The following is a 22461-nucleotide window of genomic DNA, read 5'->3' on the forward strand; positions in this document are numbered from 1 at the left end:
AACGCTCGGCTGGGAAACCCCAGCCGAGCGCCTGCATAAACTGCTCGCGGCCTGATCAACACGACCACGTGTTGCGACGACCCCTAGAAAGCACCAACTTGGTCCGGGGCCTTTGACATCCAGCTGTCCGCAAGCGCAAGGTCAGCCGACGGCGTAGGCCTGGTTGGAGTAGGTCTGCACACTGTTGCCCGCCGCGTCCGTGACCTTCGCGCTGAGTGAGACCTTGGCCTCGGCGGGGTTGGGGACGTTGGTCGACCAGGTCGAACCGGTGTGGGTGACGTGCAGGCCGTGCCAGGTCTTGCCGTTGTCGGTGGAGTACCAGGCCTGCACGGTCTTCGCGGTGTCGGCCTTGTACGGCACGCCGTTGTGCGGGTCGGCGCGGTCCATGAACAGGCCGACCGGGGTGATGCTGTTCGGCTTCGCCCTGCCGTGCGTGCCGAGGCCGCCGATCAGGAAGCGGCTGAGCACGCCCGGGGCGACCTGCGCCGTCCGGGGGTCGGCGTGGAAGCGGAACACCGCGCGGGTGGAGGGCGACAGCATGCCCGCGGGGTAGGTGACACCGGGCTGGTAGCGGATGGCGTACGCGTCCAGCGTGTACCAGCCGGCCCCGCTCGCGGACGCCTGGAACTCACTCGGGCTGCCGCCCCAGTAGTTCCCGATCACCGTGTGCGTGGCGAGCTGCTTGCCGTCCCGGCTGAGCGTGACGCGCGTCTTGGAGCCGACCTCGAAACCGGCGGTGTACGGGTCCTGGAACATGTTGTTCACGCTGAGGCGGATCTCGCCGAACACCATGTACGGGAGGACTCGCGCCGGCCCCCAGCCCGCCCGGTAGAAGGTCTGACTGTACGACGTCCCGGCGGCCAGGTCGTGGACACCGTGGAAGATGCCACACGATCCAAGTTGGTTGAACTCGTCCGAGCGCACGTCCCACTTGCCCGCCTCGAGGTGGGCGGTGTACGGGTACGGCGCACCCGAACCGATGTTGGTGAAGCTGTTCAACTGCAGGCGGGCCTGACAGGGCGAGCCCTGCGGTACGAAGGACAGGTCCTCGCTGGTACCCCCGTTCGGGCCCACGTCGGACCAGCCATGCTCGGTGGCCAGGTTCTTCGCGTAGTGGACACCGCCCGGGTTCGCCGGGACGCCGACCCCAGCCCCGCTGACGGCATAGGTCTCGTACGACCCGCCGGTGTTCCATCGGGACACGTAGGCGAAGCGCAGCAGCGACGACTCGTTGGGGATGACGTACACGTGGCCCGCGGGCCCACCCCCCATGAAGTCGGTGGACCCGCTGGCCGGGGCGCCGTCCACGCAGATCGCGTCGGCGATGTCCTGCGTCCCGAGGCCGGGCGCGTCGAGCGACACCTGCACCGGCCTGCCCTTCCGGGCGTCGATGGTGACGGCAGTGTCGCCGGAGACCGTCACCACCGCGGCGCCGAGCGTCTCGTCATCGCCAACTGGCTCACGAATGTCGGAGACAACGACGTACTGGCCCGCAGGCAACGCAACGGAGCTGCCGCTTTCCTTGAGCGGGCCCATCGGCTTTCGGGTTCGGACATCCACGATCTGGAGACTCGAGCCGGGCACCACGGAGCCGTTCCGACCGATCGTGGTGACCTTGAGCGAGGGACTGGCCGCAACGGCGGGGCCGCCGGTCGTCGTGACAACCATCGATGCAAGAACGGCACCGGTCGCCAGCGCCACGCGCGGACGTGGTCGCATGATTCTTCCCCCCGGGAGTCCGGCCAGCCTCTACTAGGGCCTGCCGTCACAATGAGATCGCGAGCGTAGCAGCACGCCCCCGGCCCCGCTCCTGCCAATACGGGTGGAACAGCACCTCGCTCGACAGCCAGTGCAGGCGCCGCCGCAGCTCAGGACAGCCGCTTGGCGCGGCCCCGGTCAGTCGAGCCAGACGATCACTGCGTCATCCGCGGCAGCGGCGGTCTCGAAGAACTGAGTCCGGCCGTCGTACCAGTGGCGCCCACTCAAACGCTCCAGGCTCATCCGACCCTTCGCAGCCTGCCGTTCAGGCCCGCGCACGTCGTTTTGCGGGAGGGGAGCCGGGAGACGGAGTCCCGCGCGGACCTGTGTTGCGGTACAGCAGTGGAGTGCAGCAACTCCAGCAAGCGGCAGCGCCCGACGCCGGCCCCCATAGGCGTCACGGCAACCTGTATGGCTTTCAGGTCACCTTGCGCTGCCGCCTGATGGGCTCCCCCACCCGGTGCAGGTGGGTGAGCGCCTCGCGGTAGGACTGGATCAGCCCGGTCTCGTGATAGGGGACGCCGATCTCCGCGCAGTACGCCCGCACGACGACCTGGGCCCGCCGCAGATGAGGAGTGGGCATGCTCGGGAACAGATGATGCTCGACCTGGTAGTTGAGCCCGCCGAGCATGAGGTCGGTGAGTCGGCCGCCACGCACATTGCGGGAGGTGAGCACCTGGCGACGCAGGAAGTCGGGTCGATCGTCACCGGTGAAGGTGGGCATGCCCTTGTGGTTCGGGGCGAAGATGCTGCCGAGATAGACACCGAAAAGGCATTGGTGCACGGCGAGGAACGCCAACGCCTTGCCGGGAGAGAGCACCAGGAACAGCGCAGACAGGTAGGCAGCCATGTGCAGGATGAGCAGACCGCCCTCCAGCAGGTGGCTCTTCATGGACGGCGAGCGCAGCGCCCGCACGCTTGCCACGTGCAGATTGAAGCCCTCCAGCGTCAGCAGCGGGAAGAACAAGAACGCTTGATGGCCGCCGATGAAGCGGGCCAGACCGCTGCTGTTGCGGGCCTGCTCGGTGGACCACACCAGGATGTCCGGGGCGACATCGGGGTCGAGTTCCTCGTGGTTGGGGTTGGCATGGTGGCGCGTGTGTTTGTTCATCCACCAGCCGTAGCTCATGCCGATACCGAGGTTGCCGAAGAGACGGCCCCAGATCTCGCTCGGGCGGCGCCGCCTGAACACCTGCCGGTGCGCCAGGTCATGGGCAACCAGCGCGACCTGGCCGAAGATCAGGGCCATGAAGGCGGCGACCGCCAGCTGCCACCAGGTGTCGCCCAGCGCGACGAAGGCTGCCCAACCCGCCGCCAGCAACCCGGTCACCAGACCGAGCCGCACCGTGTAGTAGCCGGGGCGCTGCCGCAGCAGACCCGCCTCGGTGATGCGCTGGGACAGCCGCGCGAAGTCGCTGCCGGCGTCAGGGCGGGGCCTGCGGGGACGCACTGCGGTCGGTGCGGTCGCGACCGAGGCGTCGGAGGAGGTCGTCATGCAGCCGAGTCTGGCTACGGCCGTCCGACCGGGACCAGCCTGTCAGCTGTACGCCTCCTGGGGGCCGAGCCCCCCACCACCCCATCGGGTTATCCCCACCCCTGTACCCCTGAACTGGGCCTTCCCCGGGCAGTGAGGTCCGTGGCAGGAACGCCGGGCCTTTTGCCGCGCCGGCGACCGCTTTTCACGACCACACGTTCACGCATCCGACCCCGGCCGGCGCCCTTGCCGGTCAGGTCCGGCAGTCTTGACGGCGTGACCCTGCTCAGGCAGGGCAGCTTGCCAGGCCAAGGGCTGCTGAACGCGACCGGTCAGCCGCTGCGTGGCCTCCCTCTGAGCGCTTAAAGCGCCTGCTTTCGAAGCCCCGCTAGCCCTAGACTCCGCGGATGACCTTGGAATGGGAACAGGTAATCGTTCACTCGGTGGATCCGGTGGCCCTCGGGCAGTGGTGGGCCAAGGCTCTTGGCTGGGTTGTGGTCCACTCCTCCGATGAGGAGTTCGAGATCCGCCCGGAGCCGGATCGCCTGCCGGGGTTGGACTTCGTCCGGATCGAGGAGAGCAAGAAGGCCAAGAGCCGGCTGCATCTCGACTTCAGGCCTGATGACCAGGACGCCGAGGTGGCTCGCCTTGAGGCTCATGGCGCGAAGCGTGTCGACATCGGCCAGGGTGACCAGTCGTGGGTTGTCATGGCAGACCCCGAAGGCAACGAGTTCTGTGTCCTCGGCCGACGACGTCAGTGAGAACCCCTGAGAGACATCGCCCGCGCGGCCTCGACGCCCGCGTCGAGAGCCCGAGCACCGCGAGCAGGCAGACCGACGGTCGGTCCGGCTGCCGTCCGGTGGGGTGTGGCCGTGAGACCGCCGTGGTCGCGGCGGTCCGGGCGGTCTCACGGCGCTGACGGTCCGCTCAGCGGGTGACCATCAGGGCGTCCAGGGTGACGGTGGACCGTCCGGGTGTGCTGCCGGAGAGGATCCGCAACTGCACCTTGTGGGTCGTGATCGTGGTGCCGAGGGTGCGGGTGAACACCACCTGCCGGTAGGCGGTCTTCGCGGCGTAGGTGTTCACCGTGCCGACCGTCTTTCCGTCCACCACGACCGCGAATCGCCCGCCGTTCGACTTCCGGGTCGCCACTATGCGCAGCTGGGTGCCGTCCGCGGAGAAGGACACGTACGCGCCCTTCGCCGCGGAGGTACGTTCCGTGCCCGACCAGGCGGAGGATGCCGTCACCGACTTCCAGGCGCCCGTGTAGTGCAGTGCCGCCGCACGGTCGTCGACCGGGATGCCGCTGGTTGCCGCAGTGCTCCAGGAGCCGGTCTGGCCGGCGTCGTCGTGAGCGCGGACGTAGAAACGGTAGGTGAGTCCGGACACCGGCTTCACAGGGCTGCCCGCCTTGCCGAAGACCGCGGAGGTCGCCGTGGTACCGGTGCGCCAGGTCTGGAGCGACCCGAGCTTCCAGGCGCCCCCGCCGGTACGGGTGGCGACGCGCCAGCCGATGTCGTACGACGTCACGCCCGCGGTCTTCGCCGACCAGGTGACCGGCACCGCGGCGCTCGTCCCCGCGCTGCTCGCGAGGGCCGGCGCGGTGACGGAGGCAGCGGGGGCCACCCGGCGCAGGGTCACCTTGCCGCTGACGTCGGCCGCCGCCCGGCCGGTGACCGTGTCCCGCGCGGTCAGGGTCCAGGTGTAGGCGCCCTCGGGGGCTGCTCCGCCCGTCTGGGTCGTCCCGTTCCACACCGGTGCGACCTTGCCGTCGGCGGCCGTGCCGGTCAGGGAACGCACCTGCGTGGCACCGGACTTGACGGTGAGCGTCCAGCTCACCGGCCGGTTGTAGGTCCAGGCGGGGGACCAGACGTCGGCCGATCCGTCGCCGTTGGGACTGAAGCCGGCCGGGGCGGTGGCCGAGGCGGCGGTGGGAACGCCCGCCCAGGTCACATGAGTGACGCCGGCGTCGTCCATCCAGGCCGCCCAGGGCGCGTCGCGGTCGACCGCCCACCGCTCGGCGGCGGCGGAGTCGGCCTTCTGCGGGAGGGCGAACAGAGGCTGTGCCGTGGTCGCCGTCCCGCCCAGCGGCTGGGCGTTCAGCGTGACGGCGCCGCCGTCCGAGGACTTGGTGAAGGTGTAGAGAACGTCCGTGCCGAGGATCGGCGTACGGACGGAGGCGTCCACGGTGGTGCCGGTCGAACTCCCCGCCTTGAGCAGCAGACCGGTGGTGGACGCGGCCCCGCAGGTGGTCAGCAGGATCCGGGAGCCGCGCACCTGGAGGTTGCCGGGAAGGCAGTCCACGGTGGCGACGGTGGTGGCGGTGCCGGTGGTCAGGTCCGTCCGGCGGATCGACCAGGTGGACGTGGTGCCGTTGCGCACCGAGGAGTACACGGCGTCGCCGTTCAGCGCGGAGCCGGACGGCACCCTCTGCATCTGACCGTTCGCGAAGGTGTAGAGGAGAAGGGTGCCGTCGGTCGCGGTCGTCCTGTCCGACACCAGGACGCGCTCACCGTCGAAGTCCACGACGGTCACCGCCGAGGCGTTGTCGTAGTTGAGCGGTGTGCCGATCAGCCTCCCGTCCTCGTACACCTGGAAGTGGCCCGGCTCGTAGGGGCTGCCCTGCTCGACCAGGACCCGTCCCCCGGCCGCGGCGAGAGTCTGGTGCACCAGGCCGCCGGAGTAGGCCAGTACCCGGGACGGCGTGCCCGCCGAGGCCCCGGCCGGGCCGGCCGACAGGCCGGAGCGGAGCAGGACGCCCTTCCGCCGGGAGGAGTCGTCGGCCGTGTAGAGCGCGCCGTCGGACAGCGCCAGGGCGTCCAGCCTGGCAGGGCCGGCGGGGATCGTGGTGGCGTCACCGGCGGCGGTGGAGACCCGGCCGTCGGTGAGCGTCTGGATCGCGGCGTCCACGTCGGGCCGGTAGAGCGTCACCCGCATCCTGCCGTCATCGCCGACCGCGAGGTCGGTGAAGGTCCCGCCGAGGTCTTTCGCCGGTGCGGATCCGTCCCTGGACATCGCGAACAGCTCGGACGATCCGTCCGCCACGCTCCACTGGTACCAGGCGAGGGTGTCGTCGCTGATCCAGTGTGCCCCGCTGACGGGCAGGGTGACCGTGGACGAGCCGTCCCCGGGCGCCGACCGCTGCCATTCGGTCAGGGTCGCGCCGTCGATGACCCCGACACGACTGGGGGTGAACTCCAGGCCCTGCGGCAACTCGTCGGTCGTGGGCTCTGCCACGGTGACCGACGCACCGGTGGCGAAGTCGACGTACACGATCTTGTGGTCCCAGCCGGGCGCGGTCCGCCGGAGCACCAGGGCGCCGTGTGCGTCCGACGCGAGGATCTCGTACTGCTCGTCGTCGGACAGCAGCGTCCGGTCCGCACCGCCGGGTGTGCGCAGCAGCAGGCGCACTCGATAGGCGGAAGCGTCGTCGTAGCTCTGCTGGACGAGGATGCCGTTGCCGGCCTGCCCACGGTAGCGCTCGTCCCCAACGGCTCCCGAACTGTCGTAGGCGACCGGGAGAATGTCCTCGTCACCGGAGTCGAGGTGGCGCAGAGTGACATGGTCGGCGAGAGCACCGTTCGGGTTGACGGAGGTGGCGACGGCCACCACTCCGTCCTGGACGGACACCGTGTCGACGTTCACCGTCTCGCCGGTGTCCGCGAGCCGGCCGAGATCCTTCGGGGTGCCTCCGGAGACGGCGAGCCAGCCGTGCGCCAGCGTGTCGGCGGAGGTCTTCTGACGCCAGACGACCGCCGGGCCGGAACCGGATATGTCGTCCGCGGCGGGTACGGAGGTCGTCCGCGCGGCCAGTGTGGTCGACACGTCGGTCGCGGGCACGGCGACGGCCGTGAGGGGGGTGACGGCCTGGGCCACGGTGAGTGCCGTGAGGGCGGCCACCGGGACAGCGAGGAAGCGGCGTCTGTGCGAAGGCATGGCAGCCCGATCTCTACTCGAACGTCAAGGCAGGGATTGTCACACAGAGGTCCGCGACGCCCAGTGGCCGGATCCGTTTCTCACCGGACGGGGACTTCGCGCTCCGGTCACGCCGGACCGGTCTGTTCGTAGCCGGTTCCGAGCGGGGGCTCGGGCCGGCCTTCCCCGGCACCACCTTCGCCACCCAGGCCCGGGGCCGTGACGTCGTCGCCGCCGAGCTGAAGCGGAGCCGGCCGCCGGACCGGCTGCCTGACCGACCCTGACCGCCCTGGGAGGCGCTGTGGACCCGCGAGAGCTGCCTCACGGGTGCCCGACTCGCAGACACCGGCCGCTCCCGGTGCCGCCTGCCACCCCCATGACTTCCTCCGTGGACACACCGCCGCGCGAATGGCGGCCCCGTCCTGGGCCGCGATGTTGGCCTGGCCGGCGGCGTCGGGGTGCACGATCGTGGCCCGGTGCTTTCGGTGATATGGCCGAGGCGGCCCGCTCGTTCACTCCACCGCGGCGGCCCCAAGGGGTGGACCCGTCCCCCCGTCAAGGCCGATCGTGAGCGGTATGGACGATCACCGCGACGCATCCGCCGCCCCCGCCGACTCCGCCGGCTCCACCGAACCCGCCCCCGCCCACGGCCCTTCGTACGATGCCGGATCGCCGAGGCCGAGCGCGGCCACCCGTGTACCGGCAACCACGAGCGACGACGGGGCGTCGGGCGGGGAGGCCGGTGAGGTCCGTCGCTTCTGGGGCCGGCTCGGTCTTCCCGGGCTGGTCGACGTCCACACGCACTTCATGCCCGAGCAGGTCCTGCGCAAGGTCTGGAACTACTTCGACACGACCGGACCGCTGATCGGTGGGCTGGAGTGGCCGATCACCTACCGGAAGGAGGAGGCGGAACGGGCCGCCCTCCTCCGGGAGTTCGGCGTCCGGGCCTTCACCGCCATGCTCTACCCGCACAAGCCCGGAATGGCCCGGTGGCTGAACGGATGGGCGGCCGACTTCGCCCGCCGCACCCCCGACTGTCTGCACACCGCCACCCTCTATCCCGAGCCGGGCGTCGGGACGTACGTCCGCGAGGCCGTCGAGGCGGGCGCGCGTGTGTTCAAGGCGCATGTGCAGGTGGGGGCCTACGACCCGGCCGACGAACTGCTCCGGCAGGCATGGGGGGTGCTGGCCGAGGCACGGATCCCCGTGGTGATCCACTGTGGCTCCGGCCCCGCCCCCGGCAAGTACACCGGCCCCGAGCCGATCGCGCGGGTACTGGCGCGGCACCCGCGGCTGCGGCTGATCGTCGCGCATCTGGGGATGCCCGAGTACGAGGAGTTCCTCGGCGTCGCCGAACGGTACGACCAGGTGCGACTGGACACGACGATGGCGTTCACCGACTTCACCGAGGGATTCATGCCGTTCCCCCGCCGGGCCCTGCCCCGGCTCGCCGCGCTCGGCGACCGCGTCCTGCTCGGCTCCGACTTCCCCAACATCCCCTATCCCTACGTGCACCAGCTCCACGCCCTGGAGCGGCTGGGGCTCGGGCAGGAGTGGCTGCGGGCGGTGTGCCACGACAACGCGGCAGCGCTGTTCGGACTGTGAGAAGGGCTCCGTGCGGCGGGCGCCCTCGCACCGAGGGCGCCCGTCTCGCTGCGCGCGTCAGGCGGCCGTCCCGGTCGTCGAGTGCGGCCGGGCCGGTTCCGGTGCGACCACGCGGCGGCGCCGGGTCGGTATGCCGATCGTCGGGTTGGCGACGCCCCAGGCCGCGCCCTTGCAGACCAGTTCCTTGTAGACGGCGGCCGGCCGTCCCGTCAGGGCCGCCCGGACCGCGCGGTCGTCGGCGGTGACGTACTGGATCAGGCCTTCCCTGCGGCCCAGCGAGATGCACTGGTTGAAGTAGCGCAGCGGCACCTTCGGGAGCTTCCCGCCGGTCAGGCGTGCCGCGATGGCGTCGGCGGCCTGCCATGCGGCGGGGGTGCCCGAGGCGCACGACATCCGCAGCGGCTTGTCGCCGGGGCCCATCGCAAGGGCCGCGTCCCCGATGGCGTACACGTCCGGGTGCGAGACCGAGCGCATGGTCCCGTCGACCACGATCTGGCCCGAGTCGCTGACCTCCAGGGTGGTGGCCGTCGCGATCGGGTGGACGGCGAAGCCGGTGGTCCACACGGTGACCGCGGCCGGGACGGCCTTGTTGTCGGCGGTGGTGACACGGTCGGCCTCGACACCGGTGACGGCGGTGTGTTCGTGCACCGTGATGCCGAGCCTGCCGAAGACCTTCCGCAGATGCCGGGCGCCCTTGGGCGAGAGCCAGTCGCCGAGGGCGCCGCGGGCGACGAGGGCGATGTCGAGGTCCGGGCGGGCCTCGGCGATCTCGGCCGCGGCCTCCAGGCCGGTGAGGCCCCCGCCGACCACGACCACGGGCTGTCCGGCGCCCAGACCGGCCAGGCGCGCGCGCAGCCGGAGCGCTCCGGGACGGCCGGCGATCTCGTGGGCGTGCTCGGCGGTGCCGGGGACGCCCTGGTCGTTCCAGGCGCTGCCGAGGGCGTACACGAGGGTGTCGTACTCCAGTGTCTCGGTGCCGTGCACACCGTGGACGGCGACGGTCCTGCGGTCGACGTCGACGGCGGTGACCTTCGCGAGCTTCAGCTCGACGCCGGTGCCCGCGAACATCTCGCTGAAGGGCCGGGGGGTGAGGTCCTGGCCGACCGCGAGCTGGTGCATCCGCACGCGTTCGACGAAGTCGGGCTCGGCGTTGACGAGGGTGATGGCGACGTCCTCGCGGTGCAGGCGCTTGGCGAGGCGGCCGGCGGCGATGGCACCGGTGTATCCGGCTCCGAGGACGACGATGCGGTGCTGCATGTCCTGGCTCCTGTCTTCGGCGGGTTCGCCCCTTGAACCGGGCGGCCCGCCGTTTCCTGACAGCAGCGCGATGTGAAGCACCTCACATGCGGTCAGAACACCCGGAGCAGGGGTTCGCCGTGGTCGCTGGCCGCCCATCGCCGGCTCGCGCGGTCGAGCTTGTCGGGGTTGACCTGGTTGCGGAACGCGGCGATGCCCTCGGTGGTGATCTCCAGGCACATGACACCGATGACCCGGCCGTCGACGACCGCCACCACGGCGGGGCCGCCGTTGGCGGTCGTGGCGTAGAGCTCGGGTGAGCCGCCGACCAGGGCGCTCTTGGCCTTGCTGGGCTTGAACAGGCCCCGCATGAACTTCGCGACCGCGAGGGCGCCCTCGAACGCCTTGGCACGGGCCGGGATCTTTCCACCGCCGTCGCCGATCGAGACGGCGTCCTGGGTGAGGAGCCGTACGAGCGGTTCGGTCCGGCCGGTGGTGGCGGCCGCCAGGAACTCGTGGATGATCCGCCGGGCGGCGGCCTCGTCGATCTCGGTGCGGGCCTTGCCGTCCGCGACATGCTTCTTGGCACGGTGGAAGATCTGCTGGCTGGCGGCCTCGGTGAGGTCGAGGATCTCGGCGATCTCCCGGTGCGGATAGGCGAAGGCCTCCCGCAGCACGTACACCGCCCGCTCGCCCGGGGACAGTCGCTCCAGCAGGGCGAGGACCGCGTACGAGACGGATTCGCGCTGTTCGGCGGTGTCGGCCGGGCCGAGCATCGGGTCTCCGGCGAGCAGCGGCTCGGGCAGCCATTGGCCCACATAGGTCTCGCGCCGCGCGCGGGCCGAGGTGAGCTGGTTGAGGCACAGGTTGGTGAGCACCTTCGTCAGCCAGGCCTCGGGGACCTCGATGCGGTCGACGTCGGCGGCCTGCCAGCGCAGGAACGTCTCCTGTACGGCGTCCTCGGCCTCACTCGCGGAGCCGAGCAGGCGGTAGGCGATGGCCTCCAGGCGGGACCTGGAGGCCTCGAACCGGTCCACGTCGTTCATGGTCAGCGCCATGGGCCGGATCCTAGTGCCCCGCCGGGCGGCGTACGCCGCCCGGTCGTGACGCCCGCACGCACCCGCGCCGCCTCCTGTCCGGTCGGCCCGGCCGCCCGGTTCCCTCAACTCCCTTAATTCTCATGCGTGGACCTGCGCCGCCCCCATACGATCCCCTCGCCGCCCGCACACCAGTGCGCATCAGCACCCGCTGCGGGCATCCGAACGGGAGGGACCACTTGACCATGCCCTTCGGCGCGCGCCCGCGTGCCGTCCTCGCTTCCCTGGGAACCCTCGGCCTCGCACTGGCCGTCGCGTCGCCCGCGAGCGCGGCCGGCGGGACGCCCACCACACCCACTCAGTTGTTCAACGGCAACCGGAGCTGCTCGACCGACGCGGACCGGCCCACCTTCGTCCGGGCCGGCACCGGCCTGGTCGTCGAGGGCGTCCCCGCCACCACCGACACCACCGACAACTCATCGGTCAGCGTGCAGTACCAGGTCTGGCCGGTCACCGACCCGACGCAGATCACGACGGTCACCCGTGACCACGCCGCACCCGGCTTCGAGGCACCGGGACAACTGCCCTCCGACGCGCTCACCGACGGGCAGACCTACGCCTGGCGGGCACAGACGGTGGCCGGGGGTGCGGCCTCGGACTGGTCGGCCCCCTGTTACGTCGCGATCGACAACACCCACCCGGCGAACGCGCCCACCGTCTCCTCGCCGAACTACCCGCCGGACACGTGGAACCCGGGCGGCGAGCCGGTCAGGTTCACGCTGAACGCCAACGGCGTCGGCGATGTCACCGGGTTCGAGTACTCCTGGCAGCCGGACCTCCCGGTCATCGGCACGTCCATCGGCGACCACGGCATTCCCCAGCCTGTGGATCCGTACACGGACCCGAGTTACTTCACGCGCGCCGACGCCCCGGGCGGTTCGGCCACCCTCAGCCTGGTACCGCCGACGGGCTCCGGGCCGATGACCCTGTGGGTGCGAAGCCTGGACCGGGCCTACAACGTGTCGGCGATCACCAGCTACAGCTTTCTGGTCAGCTCCACGGCACCCACCGTCACCTCGGACGTCCCGTCGCCCGAGTTCGGCAAGCCGGCCACGTTCACGTTCCGGCCCAACGCCGCGCTTCAGTCGACGAGCCCGGTCCTCAGCTACTCCGTGCACACCGTGGGCAGCCCCGACGGCGACAAGACCGTGGACGTCGAGGCGGCGGCGGACGGCACGGCGAAGGTGAAGCTCACGCTGGACGGCCTCTACGGCGAGTCCCTCTCGGTGACCAGCAAGAGCGCGAACGGCTGGGTGAGCGACGCGGGATCGTGGTCCACCGGCTACGACACCACTCCCACCGTCGCCTCGGACGTCTACCCCGAGAACGGTTCGGGTGGCGGTGTGGGCGTCCCGGGCGCCTTCACCTTCACACCGAAGGCGAAGGGGGTCGTGAGCTACACGTACTCCTTCAACGGGGAGCCGGAGGTCACGGTCGCCGCGGGCGCCCACCACACCGCGAGGGTCGACTGGACCCCCACCTCGGACGGCCCCGTCGACCTGACGGTCTACGCGACGACCCGCTCCGGCCTTCGGACGGCGCCTTACTACTACTCGTTCACCGTGCAGGCGAACAGCGGATCGTGACCGCGGACCGGCCGCGCATCGGCCGTGCCCGAGCCCACCGCGACAGCGCGTGGGCTCGGGTGGCGGCCGTCCCCGCGCACGGCAGACAGGGGCCGGATCCCGATTCGCTCGCTACGCGGCGATGACGGCGACCCCTGTCCTGCCGCCGTCCACGTCCACCACGGTGCCGTGGACGAAGGCCGCTTCGTCGCTGGCCAGCCAGACCACGGCGGGTGCGATGGCGTCCGGTGTGCCGACGTCACCGGCCGGGGTGCCCTTCATCATGATCTCGCCCGGACGGGGCTCGCCGCCCGCCGGGGACGGGGGCAGGATCACGCCCGGGGAGACGGCGTTCACCCGTACGCCCATCGGGCCGAACTCCGCGGCCCATGCCCGGGTGAGCGTCTCCATGGCGCCCTTGGTGGAGCTGTAGAGCGCACCGAGGGGGACTGCCAGGCGCGCGATCCACGAACCGAGGTTGACGATCACCCCACCACCGGCCTCCGTCATGGCCGGGACGACGGCGGCGGTGAGGAAGAACGGCGCCTTGACGTTCACGCCGTAGACCTCGTCGAACGTCTTCTCGTCGGTGTCGACGGTGCCGGGGGCCGGATAGATGCCGGCGTTGTTCACCAGGATGTCGATGCGCCCGCCCAGGGTTTCCCGGGCCCGGTCGGCCAGGTCCTGGGAGGCCTCCTTGCTGCCGTCGAGGTCCGCCACCAGGAAGTCGGCCCGGCCGCCGGCCGCCCGGATCCCCTCGACGACCTGTGTCCCGCGTTCCCGATTGCGCCCGGACACGATGACGTGGGCCCCCTCGGCGGCGAACGCTTCGGCGATCGCCTGCCCGATATTGCTGGTCGACCCCGTGACCAGCGCCGTCTTGTTCCGCAGTCGTGCACTCATGACGCGTCTCTCCCGTCTCGTACGGCTCGTGGTGTGCGGATGTCTTGGTGTGCGGACCACTGTGCGTCGGGGATTTTGGACCGGCAAGTCCAGACTGGGTCGACTCTCCTCTCGCTCGTCACCCGCGCCTTCCGGCCGGTAAAATGGACCCGATGGTCCATTGAGGTCGAGGGACAGAGGAGGCCGTATGTCGGACGCGCCGACCGCGAAGGGACGCGCCACTCGGGCCCGCATCGTCGAGGGGGCGGCCGAGGTGCTGCGCGAGCAGGGTGTCGCCTTCACGACACTCGACGACATCCGCAGCCGCACCGGCACGAGCAAGAGCCAGCTCTTCCACTACTTTCCCGACGGCAAGGACGAACTGCTGCTGGCGGTCGCCCGGTTCGAGGCGGACCGCGTCCTGGCGGACCAACAGCCGCACCTGGGGCGGCTGGACTCGTGGGAGTCCTGGCACCTGTGGCGGGACGTGGTGGTGGAACGCTATGAACTCCAGGGCGACCACTGCCCGTTGGGATCACTGTTCCTGCAGGTCGGACGGTCCGGCCCCGGTGCGCGGGCGATCGTGACGGAGCTGATGCGCCAGTGGCAGGAGCAGCTCGCCCGCGGTATGCGCACCCTCCAGGAGAACGGCCTGGTGTCGCCGGACCTCGATGTGGAGCGGACGGCCGCCGCGCTGCTGGCGGGCATCCAGGGCGGCGTGACCATCATGATGTCCACGGGCGACTCGACCCACCTCAGGGCGGCGCTCGACACGGGGATCGCACACCTCCGTGCGGCGAAGGGTGCGTCGGCGACGGCCTGAGGCCGTCAGACCGTCGCCGTGGCCGGGGGTCAGTGGGCCGTCGCGGGCGCGGTCTTCTTACGGGCGCGGTACGCGGCCGCCTTGATCTTGTTGCCGCAGGACTCCATCCCGCACCACTGCCGGCGCTTGCCCCGCGAGCGGTCGATATACGTGCGGGTGCACTCGGGGTTGTCGCACTCCTTGAGCAGGGGCACGTCCGGACCGCTCAGCAGCTCGACGGCATGGCGCGCCACCATGGAGAGGGCTTCCTCCGGGGTCGCCTGCGTCCATCGCCCCGACGGAGTGAGCTGCGGTACGGCGGGCGGCCTGCGTGCCGCGTTGTTCACCACGGTCAGGGCCGCCCCGTCGTACTCCTCCCCGAGCCGACGGGCCGTGACCAGCTGATAGATGGCTTCCCGTACGGTCGTGGCCTGCTCGACGTCGGCCTCCCGGCCGGGGGAGACCGCATCGACGAGGCCGGACTCCACGTACCATGCGTTCAGCCGGTCCGGCGTCGCGAACATCTCGAAGCGAACCGAGCGGCGCGCTCGGAGCGTCGCGGCGAAGTCGAGTGCCGGGTTTCCGCATACGAAGACATGGTCGAGGTTCACATCACCATTCTGGCCGGTTACTGCGGTGCTGGGCAAGACGCGTCACCCGCCGAAGCGGCGGCCGATCGACGCCTCGGGCTCAGAGGCCCAGGTCGGCGGCCAGACAGGAGAAGGACATCCACGACGCCTCGGGGTCGTAGGCATATCGCGTGGATTCGGTGGGTGTAGCCGCCTTCTCCTCGATCATGTCCTCGTAGCGGATGCGCTCGGGCAGCCTGCCGAACCGCGCTCGGCGTGCCGCCGCGGCGCCGTCCTTCGTGTTCTGGCTCTCCATGGCCTGACTCCTTTCGATGTCTGCGTCTGAGGTGGTCACCTGTCAAGAGGGTGACTCAGAAGTGGTCCACGTCGATCACGGCCCGGGCGAAGGCGGTGGGAGCCTCCTGGGGCACGTTGTGGCCGATCCCCGCCAGGGTCCGGTGCTCGTACGCGCCGGCGAACCGGTCCCGGTACGAGTTGCCGCCACCCGGAGCGGTGAAGGGGTCTCGGTCGGGGTCGAGGGTGATGGTGGGCACCTCGATGACCGGCCGCGCGGCGAGCCGCTTCTCGAGTCCGTCGTAGCGGCGTTCCCCGTCGGCGAGGCTCAGCCGCCAGCGGTAGTTGTGGATGACGACGGCCGCGTAGTCGGGATTGTCGAAGGCCGCCGCCGTGCGCTCGAAGGTGGCGTCGTCGAAGTCCCAGGTCGGGGAGACGGTGTCCCACACGAGCCGGGTCAGGTCGTGACGGAGGGTCTTGTCCTCCATGGCGGCCCGGCCTCGCTCGGTGGCGAAGTAGTACTGGTACCACCAGGCGTGTTCGGCAGTGGGGGCCAGGGGCTTCAGGTTGGCCTGGAGGCTGGTGACGAGGTAGCCGCTCACCGACACGAGGGCCTTGCAGCGCTCGGGACACAGCGCGGCGATGATGTCGGCGGTGCGCGAGCCCCAGTCGAAGCCGGCCAGGACGGCCTTCTCGATCTTCAGGGCGTCCATCAGGGCGACGATGTCGAGGGCGATGGCGGACTGCTGGGCGTTGCGGAACGTCCGGTCGGAGAGGAAGCGTGTCGTGCCGTGGCCGCGCAGATACGGGACGATCACCCGGTAGCCCTCCCCGGCCAGCAGCGGGGCGACGTCGGCATAGCTGTGGATGTCGTACGGCCAGCCGTGCAGGCAGATGACCGCGGGGCCGTGGGCGGGGCCCAGTTCCGCATAGCCGATGTCCAGCAGGCCGGCCCTGATCTGCTTCAGGCGGGGGAACGAGGTGTGCGCGCCGGGGCTGGCCGAAGGTACGGCCCGCGCGGCGGTCCCGCGTGGTGTGGCGGCGGAGGCGGACGAGAGCCCCTGCACTCCGCCCAGCGAAACGGCCGCCGCGCTCGTGCCCACGGCCCTGCCGAAGGTGCGCCTGTCGATCACGTGAGCCCTCCGTGAATACGTCGCCAAGGTGCGTACGGGATGACTGTTGCAGAGCTGGCGTCACCGGTCAAGACAGTGACGCAAGGTTTCCGTTCATCCCGGCCGACCCCTAAACAGGCACAGGAACTCCCCTCGATGTGAGTCAGCGCCGCCTTGCGTCACCCGCTTGACTGGTGACGATCTCCGCTGCCAGCATTCAGTCACCGCCTGAACAGGTGACGCAGAAGGGCGTCCCTGTCGGCCTGGTGTTTGATGCACGAGAGGGGACCCTGGCCATGGCAGTCAGCTACACCGCCGCCGTCCACGTCGACGGAGAGGGCCGTAACGGCGGCCGCGTCCGGTCCGCGGACGGACTGCTGGAGACGACGCTGTCCATCCCGAAGGAGCTGGGCGGTGCCGGCGACGCCACGAACCCGGAGCAGCTGTTCGCCGCGGGATGGGCGGCCTGTTTCCTCGGAGCCGTACGCCGGGCGGCCGCGCAGCGCAAGGTACGGCTGACCAGCACGGCCATCACCGCCGAAGTCACCCTTGAGCACGGGGACGACGGAGAGTTCGGCCTGGCCGCGGTCCTCGACCTGGAACTCGGCGGTGTCGACCAGGCCACCGCCACGGAACTGGGCGCCGCCGCCCACCAGATCTGCCCCTACTCCAGGGCCACGCGCGGCAACATCCCGGTCACCGTCAACGCCACCGCCGTCTGACGGGGCCCGCCGGGGCGGGCGCCGGTACGCCTTCCCCCGCCCCTTCCCTCCCGTGGGGAACGACTCGGCAGGGCACGGGGAACGCCGGCTGTCTGACGGGGCGGTTGCGTGACCCCTCCGTGCGCCGGGGAGGCGGGCAGTCACATGTGGCGGCCCGCCTCCGTCACGTCCATCACGTCGTAGAGTTCCTCGGCCGCCCTGCGGTGGGCGTCGGCCTCCGTGGCGTCGCCCAGGGCCTCGGCCGCCCGGGACATGCCCTGCGGGGCACGGGCCGGCTCGATGCGGTAGCCCGGGGCGGAGGCCGGCCGGTGGGCGTGGCGGTGGAGGTCCATGGCCCGGGCCGGTTCGCCGCGCCGCAGATGGACCGGCGCGACGATCCGGTGACGACGACTGCTCTTCACCCGGTGTCCGTTCCGTTCCGCCGGAACTGGCTCGTGCAGGCCAGGAAGGGCCGATGCCGATCCGCTCCCGGCCGGTTACCCCGAAGACGCCGAAGGCCCGGGTCGGGAACCCGGGCCTTCATGCTGTCCTTCCTGGTCTGTGCCGGACCTCTCAGTCGACGACGGGGACCGCCGGGCGGGTGCCGGGGACGGCTCCGTAGCCGATCTGCTCCGGGGTGTCGCCGTCCTGGCCGTAGACCTGGACCCGGTAGTAGGAGGTGGCCCCGGCCGGTGCGGTGGTGTCCAGGTAGGACGTCGCCGTGCCGGGCAGGGTCGAGGTCAGCTCGTCCCACACCTGGGTGCCGGGGTTCCAGCGCTGGACCGTGACCGAGGACGGGGCCGGGCACCAGTCGTTCTGGCAGGCCCACGCCCAGGTGAGCTGCACACCCTCGGCGGAGCCGCTCGCGGCGAGGGTCATGGAGGCGCCGTAGCCGTCGCCCGTCCACGGGAGCACGGCTGCCTCGGAGCGCACTCCGTCGGCGTTCACGGCCACCACCGCGTACGAGGCGTTGGAGGAGGGGGCGGGCGCGGCGGTGTCGGTCACGGTGGTGCCCGCCACGGGCCGGTCCTGGATCCGGGTGCCGGGGTCGGCGGCATCGTTCCAGTCCCGGTAGACGAGGTAGCCGGTGGCGCCGGGGACGGGCTGCCAGGACAGCACCGCCTGGCTGCCGTCCTGCCGCGCGGTCAGCCCCGCGGGCCGGTCGGGGCGCGCGGTGCCCTCGGGGTACGGGCGCACCGCGCAGTCGTCCTCGGAGAAGTTCGAGCGGTTCCCCGCCGCGTCGACGGCGATCGCCCGGTAGCAGGAGGGCACTCCGGCCGGTGCGCCGGTGTCGGTCCAGTCCGGGGAGGCCGTCGCCGGGATGTCGGCGGTCTTGATGTACACGGCGTCCGTCTCGGTGCGACGCCAGATCTCGTAGCGGGTCGCCGACGGGTCGTTGACGGACCAGGTCAGCCGGACGCCTTCGGCGGAGCCTGCCGCGGTCGGCTGCCCGGGCGCCTGCGGGCCGGGGCCCGGCTCGTCGGACACGTCGACCCAGATCGGGTCGCTGTAGGTGCCCTGGAAACCGCGCACCGTCAGGCAGTAACGGGCCTTGCGCCAGGGCTCGGTGTCCAGGTAGTAGGAGGTGGCCGTGTGGAAGGTGTCGACGCTCGCGCACGGGCTGCCGTAGGTCGTCCGGTACAGGTAGTAGAGATAGACCTCGGACGCCGGGGAGTCGTCCCAGTCGAGGAGGAGGCCGCCGTCCGCACGGGTGGCGGTCAGCCCGGTGGGCTTGGACGGCCTGGGGGCCGGCGGGGCCTGCCGCTTCAGCTGCACCACGGTGCCCGAGGAACGGTTGCCCGCCTGGTCGACCGCGACGACCCGGTAGTACGGGGTGGCGTCGGCGGCGATCGGACCGTCGGTCAGGGTGCAGCGGACCTGCTCCTCGGTGCCGGGCACGCCGGCGCACTGGGGGGTGCGCGGGCTGCCTGAGTCGGTGAACGGGCCGTCGGGGGCCGAGCCGCGGGTGACCTGGTAGCCGGCGAAGTCCTGCTCGTAGCCGGGCCAACCGTCGGTGGTCCAGGTCAGGGTGGCCGTGGTGCCGCCGTCGGGCGCGGTGACCTCGGGAGCGGCGGGCGCGGTGGGCGGGGTGGTGTCCGGCGGCACCGGGCGGTCGACGGCGAGCGGATCGGTCCAGGCCGAGTAGGCGCGCGGGGTGTCGGCGTCGACCGCCTTGCCGACGGCGCGCACCCGGTAGTAGCGGGTGCCGCCCTCGGGCAGGGTGGTGTCGGTGAACTGCGAGACGGTGAGCGGCGCGCCGGTGCCGGCGCGCAGGGTCCAGGGGCCGGAGGCCGAGGAGGCGGACTGCACCTGGTAGCCGTCGGTCAGTCCGTGCACGGGGCTGCCGACCGGGTTGTCGGCCCAGTCCAGCACGGCGTTGCCGTCGCTGAGGTCGCCCTTGACCCCGGTGGGCTGCTGCGGCGGGTACAGACCGGTGTCGGGGCGCAGCGCCGAGGCGATGTTCCTGGCGTACTCACCGGGCTCGGTGGTGGCCGGGGCGGACTCGTTGCCGGCGGTGTCGACGGCGGTCACCCGGTAGTACGCGGTGATGCCGATCGGGGCGTCCTTGTCGGCGTAGGCGTTGTCCTGGACCACCCGGGCGTCGGCGCTCCGGATCCGGGTCCACGGGCCGCCGGGGGCGGTGGCGCGGTAGACGTGGTACCCCGCGAAGGAGTCCCTGGTGCTGTAGTCGTCGTCCCAGCTCGGGCCCCAGCTCAGGTGGTTCTCGCCGAGGTCGTCGGCGGGGTCGGGCACGCCGTTGCCGTTGAGGTCGATGTCGCCGTAACCGTCGGCGCCCAGTTGGTCAGGAGCCCGCGGCGGGGTGGTGTCGGCCGGGACGGCCGAGACGTTCGCCGAGGGGCGGGACTGGTTGCCGGAGCGGTCCACGGCGGTGACGGCGAACCAGTACTTCGTGCCGTTGTGCAGCCCGGTCGAGGTGAACGTGGTCCCGGTCAGCAGACCGGAGCCGCTGACCCGGTGGGCGGTGTCGGTCGGCACGGGGGTACTCGTGGAGCGGTAGACCCGGTAACCGGCCAGATCCGCCTCGGCGTTGCGGGCCCAGCTGACGGTGGCCCTGCCGTCACCGCGCGACGCCTTCACGGAGACGGGAACCAGCGGGGCGGTCCGGTCCGGAGTGGTCGGGGCGAGGCCGACCGAGACGTTGGCCGAGCCCGTGAGGGCCACATAGTCGACCCGCACGGTGTGCGTCCCGCGCGGCACGGTCACCTTGACGCTCGCGCGCTGGGTGGCGGGGTAGTCGCGCCACAGGCTGACATAGCGTGTGCCGTCGACCCAGACCCGGACGCCGTCCTGGGCCGCGGTCCTCACCAGGAAGGGGCCGCCACCACCGAAGTCGCGGCGCATCGTCCAGCGCACGCCGAAGCGGTCGTCGGGCAGGGATGTCCCGGCGGGGTGGCCCTTGCCCCAGCTCTCGTCGATGGACTTGTCGCACAGTGACTTACGCGGTGTGCCGGTGAGGGTGGTGTTGGCGTAGTAGTCGGCCTTCCACACACCGTCGGCGCAGCTCACGGCCGCGACCGGCGCAGCGTCCGGCCCGGTCCGGGACGGGGTCTGTACGACACCGGCGATGAGCGCGGCTCCGGCGGCGGCCGCGGTGACCGGCCACAGCAGCCGGTGCGGCGCCCGGAGGCGGGATTGCGGGGGAACGGGTCTGCCCATTCGGGGCGTCATCCTTCCTCGGTCCGGCGCACCCGATGCGGCAGGACGGCTCGGGTGTACACCGGTGGGTCGCTTCTGCCGCCGGAATGATGGCATGCGAACACATATTCGCGTGAGGGTTTTGTGTCGACGGTGTGTCCGGGTTCGGTAACACCCGCCGTCGCAGGCACCCCTGCTGACGACGCCTCAGCCAGCGGCGAGGGACGGCTCCGGCCTCACGAGGGACTGCCGCGCCGGACCGTGAGGTAGGTCCAGGAGCTCCACACACTGCCGGTCTGCGCGCGCTTCGCCGGTGGCGTGCAGGGGCCGCGGATGCGGTAGCGGCCGTTGTCCGTGAAGAGCTTCAGCGCTGGTGTCCGTACCAGCCGTCGGCGTACGGGAACCCGCAGTTCTCGGAGGCGACGTGGTGCCGGGCCCCCGAGGATTGGTGCTCCAGACACACCCATCACGCAGCCGTCGGACGAGCCGTCGGCGCCGGCCGTCGCCGTGCCGAGCGCCTTGCCGGACCGGGACCCGTCGTCGGTACGGGTGACCGAGACCGTGGTGCCGGCGCGTAATGCGGCGGTGGTGCCGGGACCGGGGTGGGGCCGTCCGCCGCACCCGGCGTCGCGCGGACGACCACACCGCGCCCACGAACGCGCAGATTATCCACCCAGGAGTGCCACACGGGACCCACAGAGTCTTACGAAAGCCCCGTTAGCGTGGCTAGCCGCTGGAACCCGTGTGCGAACGCGGCCAGGCCGCGGCCGAGGCCGCAGGCGCAGTCGACTCAGGAAGACCGCAAATGGACTACTGCTCCTCGTGCCGTCGGCATCTCAATGGCGCCCTGGTGTGTCCGGGGTGCGGCGCCTATGCCCCGGACATCGCTCCCCCCATGACCACGCGCGCCTACACGCCGACGACGGGCGCGGCGATGACCGGGACCCAGGCGCGGGAGTTCGCCCTGTCCGGCACGTGGCACGACAGCGATCTTTCCGCCGGTGACGCCCACCCCTTCGACCGGTCCGACGACGTGGACACCCCGTCCCTCGACCCGTCCGACGAGGTGGACGGCCCTCGCTCCGCCGCTCCGACGGGACGGGCGGCCCGGCGCCGCCAGCTGGCCCGCTGGAAGAAGAACAAGCGGCGCGCCGCGGTCGCGACCGCCGTCGCGATCGTCGGTGGCGGTCTGACCGTCACCGCGCTGGACCGGCAGTCCCCCGACCGCGCTCAGGCGGCCGCGGCACCGGACAACCGCAGCATGGGCGTCGCGGGCGAACAGACCGGCGCGGACAGTCTCCCGGAGACGGCCTCGCCCGGCACCCACCGGTCCGCGGCGGCGCCCCAGCCCTCGCACACCATGTCCGCCGCCGAGTCCTCCGCCATCGGCACTCCCCACCAGCAGGGCCTGGTCACCACGCCCCGCACCGCGCGGCCGGACACCCGGCCCGACTCCGCGGCCGCTCCGGTGGCCGCCCAGACCATGGCCGCGCAGCCGCAGACCGCTGCGCCCGCCTCCGGCGGCTCGACGAGCACGGGCAGCACCGGTACGTCCGCGCAGCCGCCGACCGCGTCCCCGTCCCCGTCCACGACCACCGGCACGACGGACCCGGGCACCCCGCAGACGAACCCGTCGTCGCAACCCACCTCGCCGTCACACCTGTGCCTGCTCGTGGTGTGCCTCGGCTGACCGGGCCGTTCCCCGCGTCCCGGACCCCGGCCCGGGGCAGCGTGCGCCCCGGGCCCTCGAACCTCCGCGAGAACAGCGGCTCGTCACCATAGTGTTCGGCCTGT

At 71.5% G+C, this 22461-nt stretch carries 17 protein-coding genes; 6 read left to right on the plus strand and 11 right to left on the minus strand.

Annotated elements, in window-relative coordinates; genetic code table 11:
• Positions 1 to 141: 141 nt before the first annotated feature.
• Both ACFY2Z_RS12165 and ACFY2Z_RS12170 read right to left on the minus strand, forming a co-directional pair.
• Complete coding sequence (locus tag ACFY2Z_RS12165; RefSeq protein WP_390744088.1) at positions 142 to 1668, minus strand: hypothetical protein; 1527 nt, start codon at positions 1666 to 1668, stop codon at positions 142 to 144.
• Between the two features lie 508 nt (positions 1669 to 2176).
• Positions 2177 to 3253, minus strand: a complete 1077-nt coding sequence (locus ACFY2Z_RS12170; protein WP_390744089.1) for a fatty acid desaturase family protein — start codon at positions 3251 to 3253, stop codon at positions 2177 to 2179.
• A 386-nt stretch (positions 3254 to 3639) separates the two neighbouring features.
• Between ACFY2Z_RS12170 and ACFY2Z_RS12175 the strand changes: the two genes are divergently transcribed.
• Positions 3640 to 3993, plus strand: coding sequence for a VOC family protein (locus ACFY2Z_RS12175; protein WP_390744090.1), 354 nt, complete (start codon positions 3640 to 3642; stop codon positions 3991 to 3993).
• A gap of 166 nt (positions 3994 to 4159) precedes the next feature.
• Here the strand turns inward: ACFY2Z_RS12175 and ACFY2Z_RS12180 are convergent, their stop codons facing one another.
• The gene (locus ACFY2Z_RS12180) at positions 4160 to 7168 is read right to left on the minus strand and encodes a hypothetical protein (protein WP_390744091.1); all 3009 of its coding nucleotides are present in this window, start codon (positions 7166 to 7168) and stop codon (positions 4160 to 4162) included.
• A 555-nt stretch (positions 7169 to 7723) separates the two neighbouring features.
• Here ACFY2Z_RS12180 and ACFY2Z_RS12185 point away from each other — a divergent pair.
• Positions 7724 to 8752: an amidohydrolase family protein gene (locus ACFY2Z_RS12185; RefSeq protein ID WP_390744092.1), complete on the plus strand. Its 1029-nt coding sequence runs from the start codon at positions 7724 to 7726 to the stop codon at positions 8750 to 8752.
• Positions 8753 to 8809: 57 nt separating this feature from the next.
• Here the strand turns inward: ACFY2Z_RS12185 and ACFY2Z_RS12190 are convergent, their stop codons facing one another.
• Positions 8810 to 10009, minus strand: a complete 1200-nt coding sequence (locus ACFY2Z_RS12190) for an NAD(P)/FAD-dependent oxidoreductase (RefSeq protein ID WP_390744093.1) — start codon at positions 10007 to 10009, stop codon at positions 8810 to 8812.
• Positions 10010 to 10101: 92 nt separating this feature from the next.
• Positions 10102 to 11046 (minus strand): RNA polymerase sigma factor SigJ, encoded by a 945-nt coding sequence (gene sigJ, locus ACFY2Z_RS12195; protein ID WP_390744094.1) that lies wholly within the window; start codon positions 11044 to 11046, stop codon positions 10102 to 10104.
• A 224-nt stretch (positions 11047 to 11270) separates the two neighbouring features.
• On the opposite strand from sigJ, the gene ACFY2Z_RS12200 reads away from it, so the two are divergent.
• Complete coding sequence (locus tag ACFY2Z_RS12200) at positions 11271 to 12671, plus strand: hypothetical protein (RefSeq protein WP_390744335.1); 1401 nt, start codon at positions 11271 to 11273, stop codon at positions 12669 to 12671.
• A gap of 111 nt (positions 12672 to 12782) precedes the next feature.
• Here ACFY2Z_RS12200 and ACFY2Z_RS12205 read toward each other — a convergent pair whose 3' ends face one another.
• On the minus strand, positions 12783 to 13553 hold the full coding sequence (locus ACFY2Z_RS12205) for an SDR family NAD(P)-dependent oxidoreductase (protein WP_390744095.1): 771 nt from the start codon (positions 13551 to 13553) through the stop codon (positions 12783 to 12785).
• A 187-nt stretch (positions 13554 to 13740) separates the two neighbouring features.
• Here ACFY2Z_RS12205 and ACFY2Z_RS12210 point away from each other — a divergent pair, with 187 nt between their 5' ends.
• On the plus strand, positions 13741 to 14355 hold the full coding sequence (locus ACFY2Z_RS12210) for a TetR/AcrR family transcriptional regulator (RefSeq protein WP_390744096.1): 615 nt from the start codon (positions 13741 to 13743) through the stop codon (positions 14353 to 14355).
• A 29-nt stretch (positions 14356 to 14384) separates the two neighbouring features.
• Here the strand turns inward: ACFY2Z_RS12210 and ACFY2Z_RS12215 are convergent, their stop codons facing one another.
• The 3 genes from ACFY2Z_RS12215 to ACFY2Z_RS12225 all read right to left on the minus strand — a co-directional run bounded on the left by ACFY2Z_RS12215 (position 14385) and on the right by ACFY2Z_RS12225 (position 16330).
• A complete protein-coding gene (locus ACFY2Z_RS12215) occupies positions 14385 to 14945 on the minus strand; it encodes a CGNR zinc finger domain-containing protein (RefSeq protein WP_390744097.1) in 561 nt (186 codons plus the stop codon).
• A gap of 79 nt (positions 14946 to 15024) precedes the next feature.
• A complete protein-coding gene (locus tag ACFY2Z_RS12220) occupies positions 15025 to 15219 on the minus strand; it encodes a hypothetical protein (RefSeq protein ID WP_390744098.1) in 195 nt (64 codons plus the stop codon).
• Between the two features lie 55 nt (positions 15220 to 15274).
• Entirely contained in the window at positions 15275 to 16330 is a 1056-nt protein-coding gene (locus ACFY2Z_RS12225; RefSeq protein ID WP_390744099.1) for an alpha/beta fold hydrolase, read from the minus strand.
• Positions 16331 to 16605: 275 nt separating this feature from the next.
• Here ACFY2Z_RS12225 and ACFY2Z_RS12230 point away from each other — a divergent pair, with 275 nt between their 5' ends.
• Positions 16606 to 17031, plus strand: coding sequence for an organic hydroperoxide resistance protein (locus ACFY2Z_RS12230; protein ID WP_390744100.1), 426 nt, complete (start codon positions 16606 to 16608; stop codon positions 17029 to 17031).
• 140 nt (positions 17032 to 17171) lie between these two features.
• On the opposite strand, the gene ACFY2Z_RS12235 is transcribed toward ACFY2Z_RS12230, so the two are convergent.
• Positions 17172 to 17432, minus strand: a complete 261-nt coding sequence (locus tag ACFY2Z_RS12235) for a hypothetical protein (protein WP_390744101.1) — start codon at positions 17430 to 17432, stop codon at positions 17172 to 17174.
• Positions 17433 to 17583: 151 nt separating this feature from the next.
• The gene (locus ACFY2Z_RS12240) at positions 17584 to 20688 is read right to left on the minus strand and encodes a fibronectin type III domain-containing protein (protein WP_390744102.1); all 3105 of its coding nucleotides are present in this window, start codon (positions 20686 to 20688) and stop codon (positions 17584 to 17586) included.
• Between the two features lie 874 nt (positions 20689 to 21562).
• On the opposite strand from ACFY2Z_RS12240, the gene ACFY2Z_RS12245 reads away from it, so the two are divergent.
• On the plus strand, positions 21563 to 22357 hold the full coding sequence (locus ACFY2Z_RS12245) for a hypothetical protein (protein ID WP_390744103.1): 795 nt from the start codon (positions 21563 to 21565) through the stop codon (positions 22355 to 22357).
• The last annotated feature ends 104 nt before the right edge of the window (positions 22358 to 22461 follow it).

Origin of the sequence: Streptomyces sp. NPDC001222, from assembly GCF_042896945.1 — a bacterium.
Classification (GTDB): Bacteria; Actinomycetota; Actinomycetes; order Streptomycetales; family Streptomycetaceae; genus Streptomyces; species Streptomyces gibsoniae.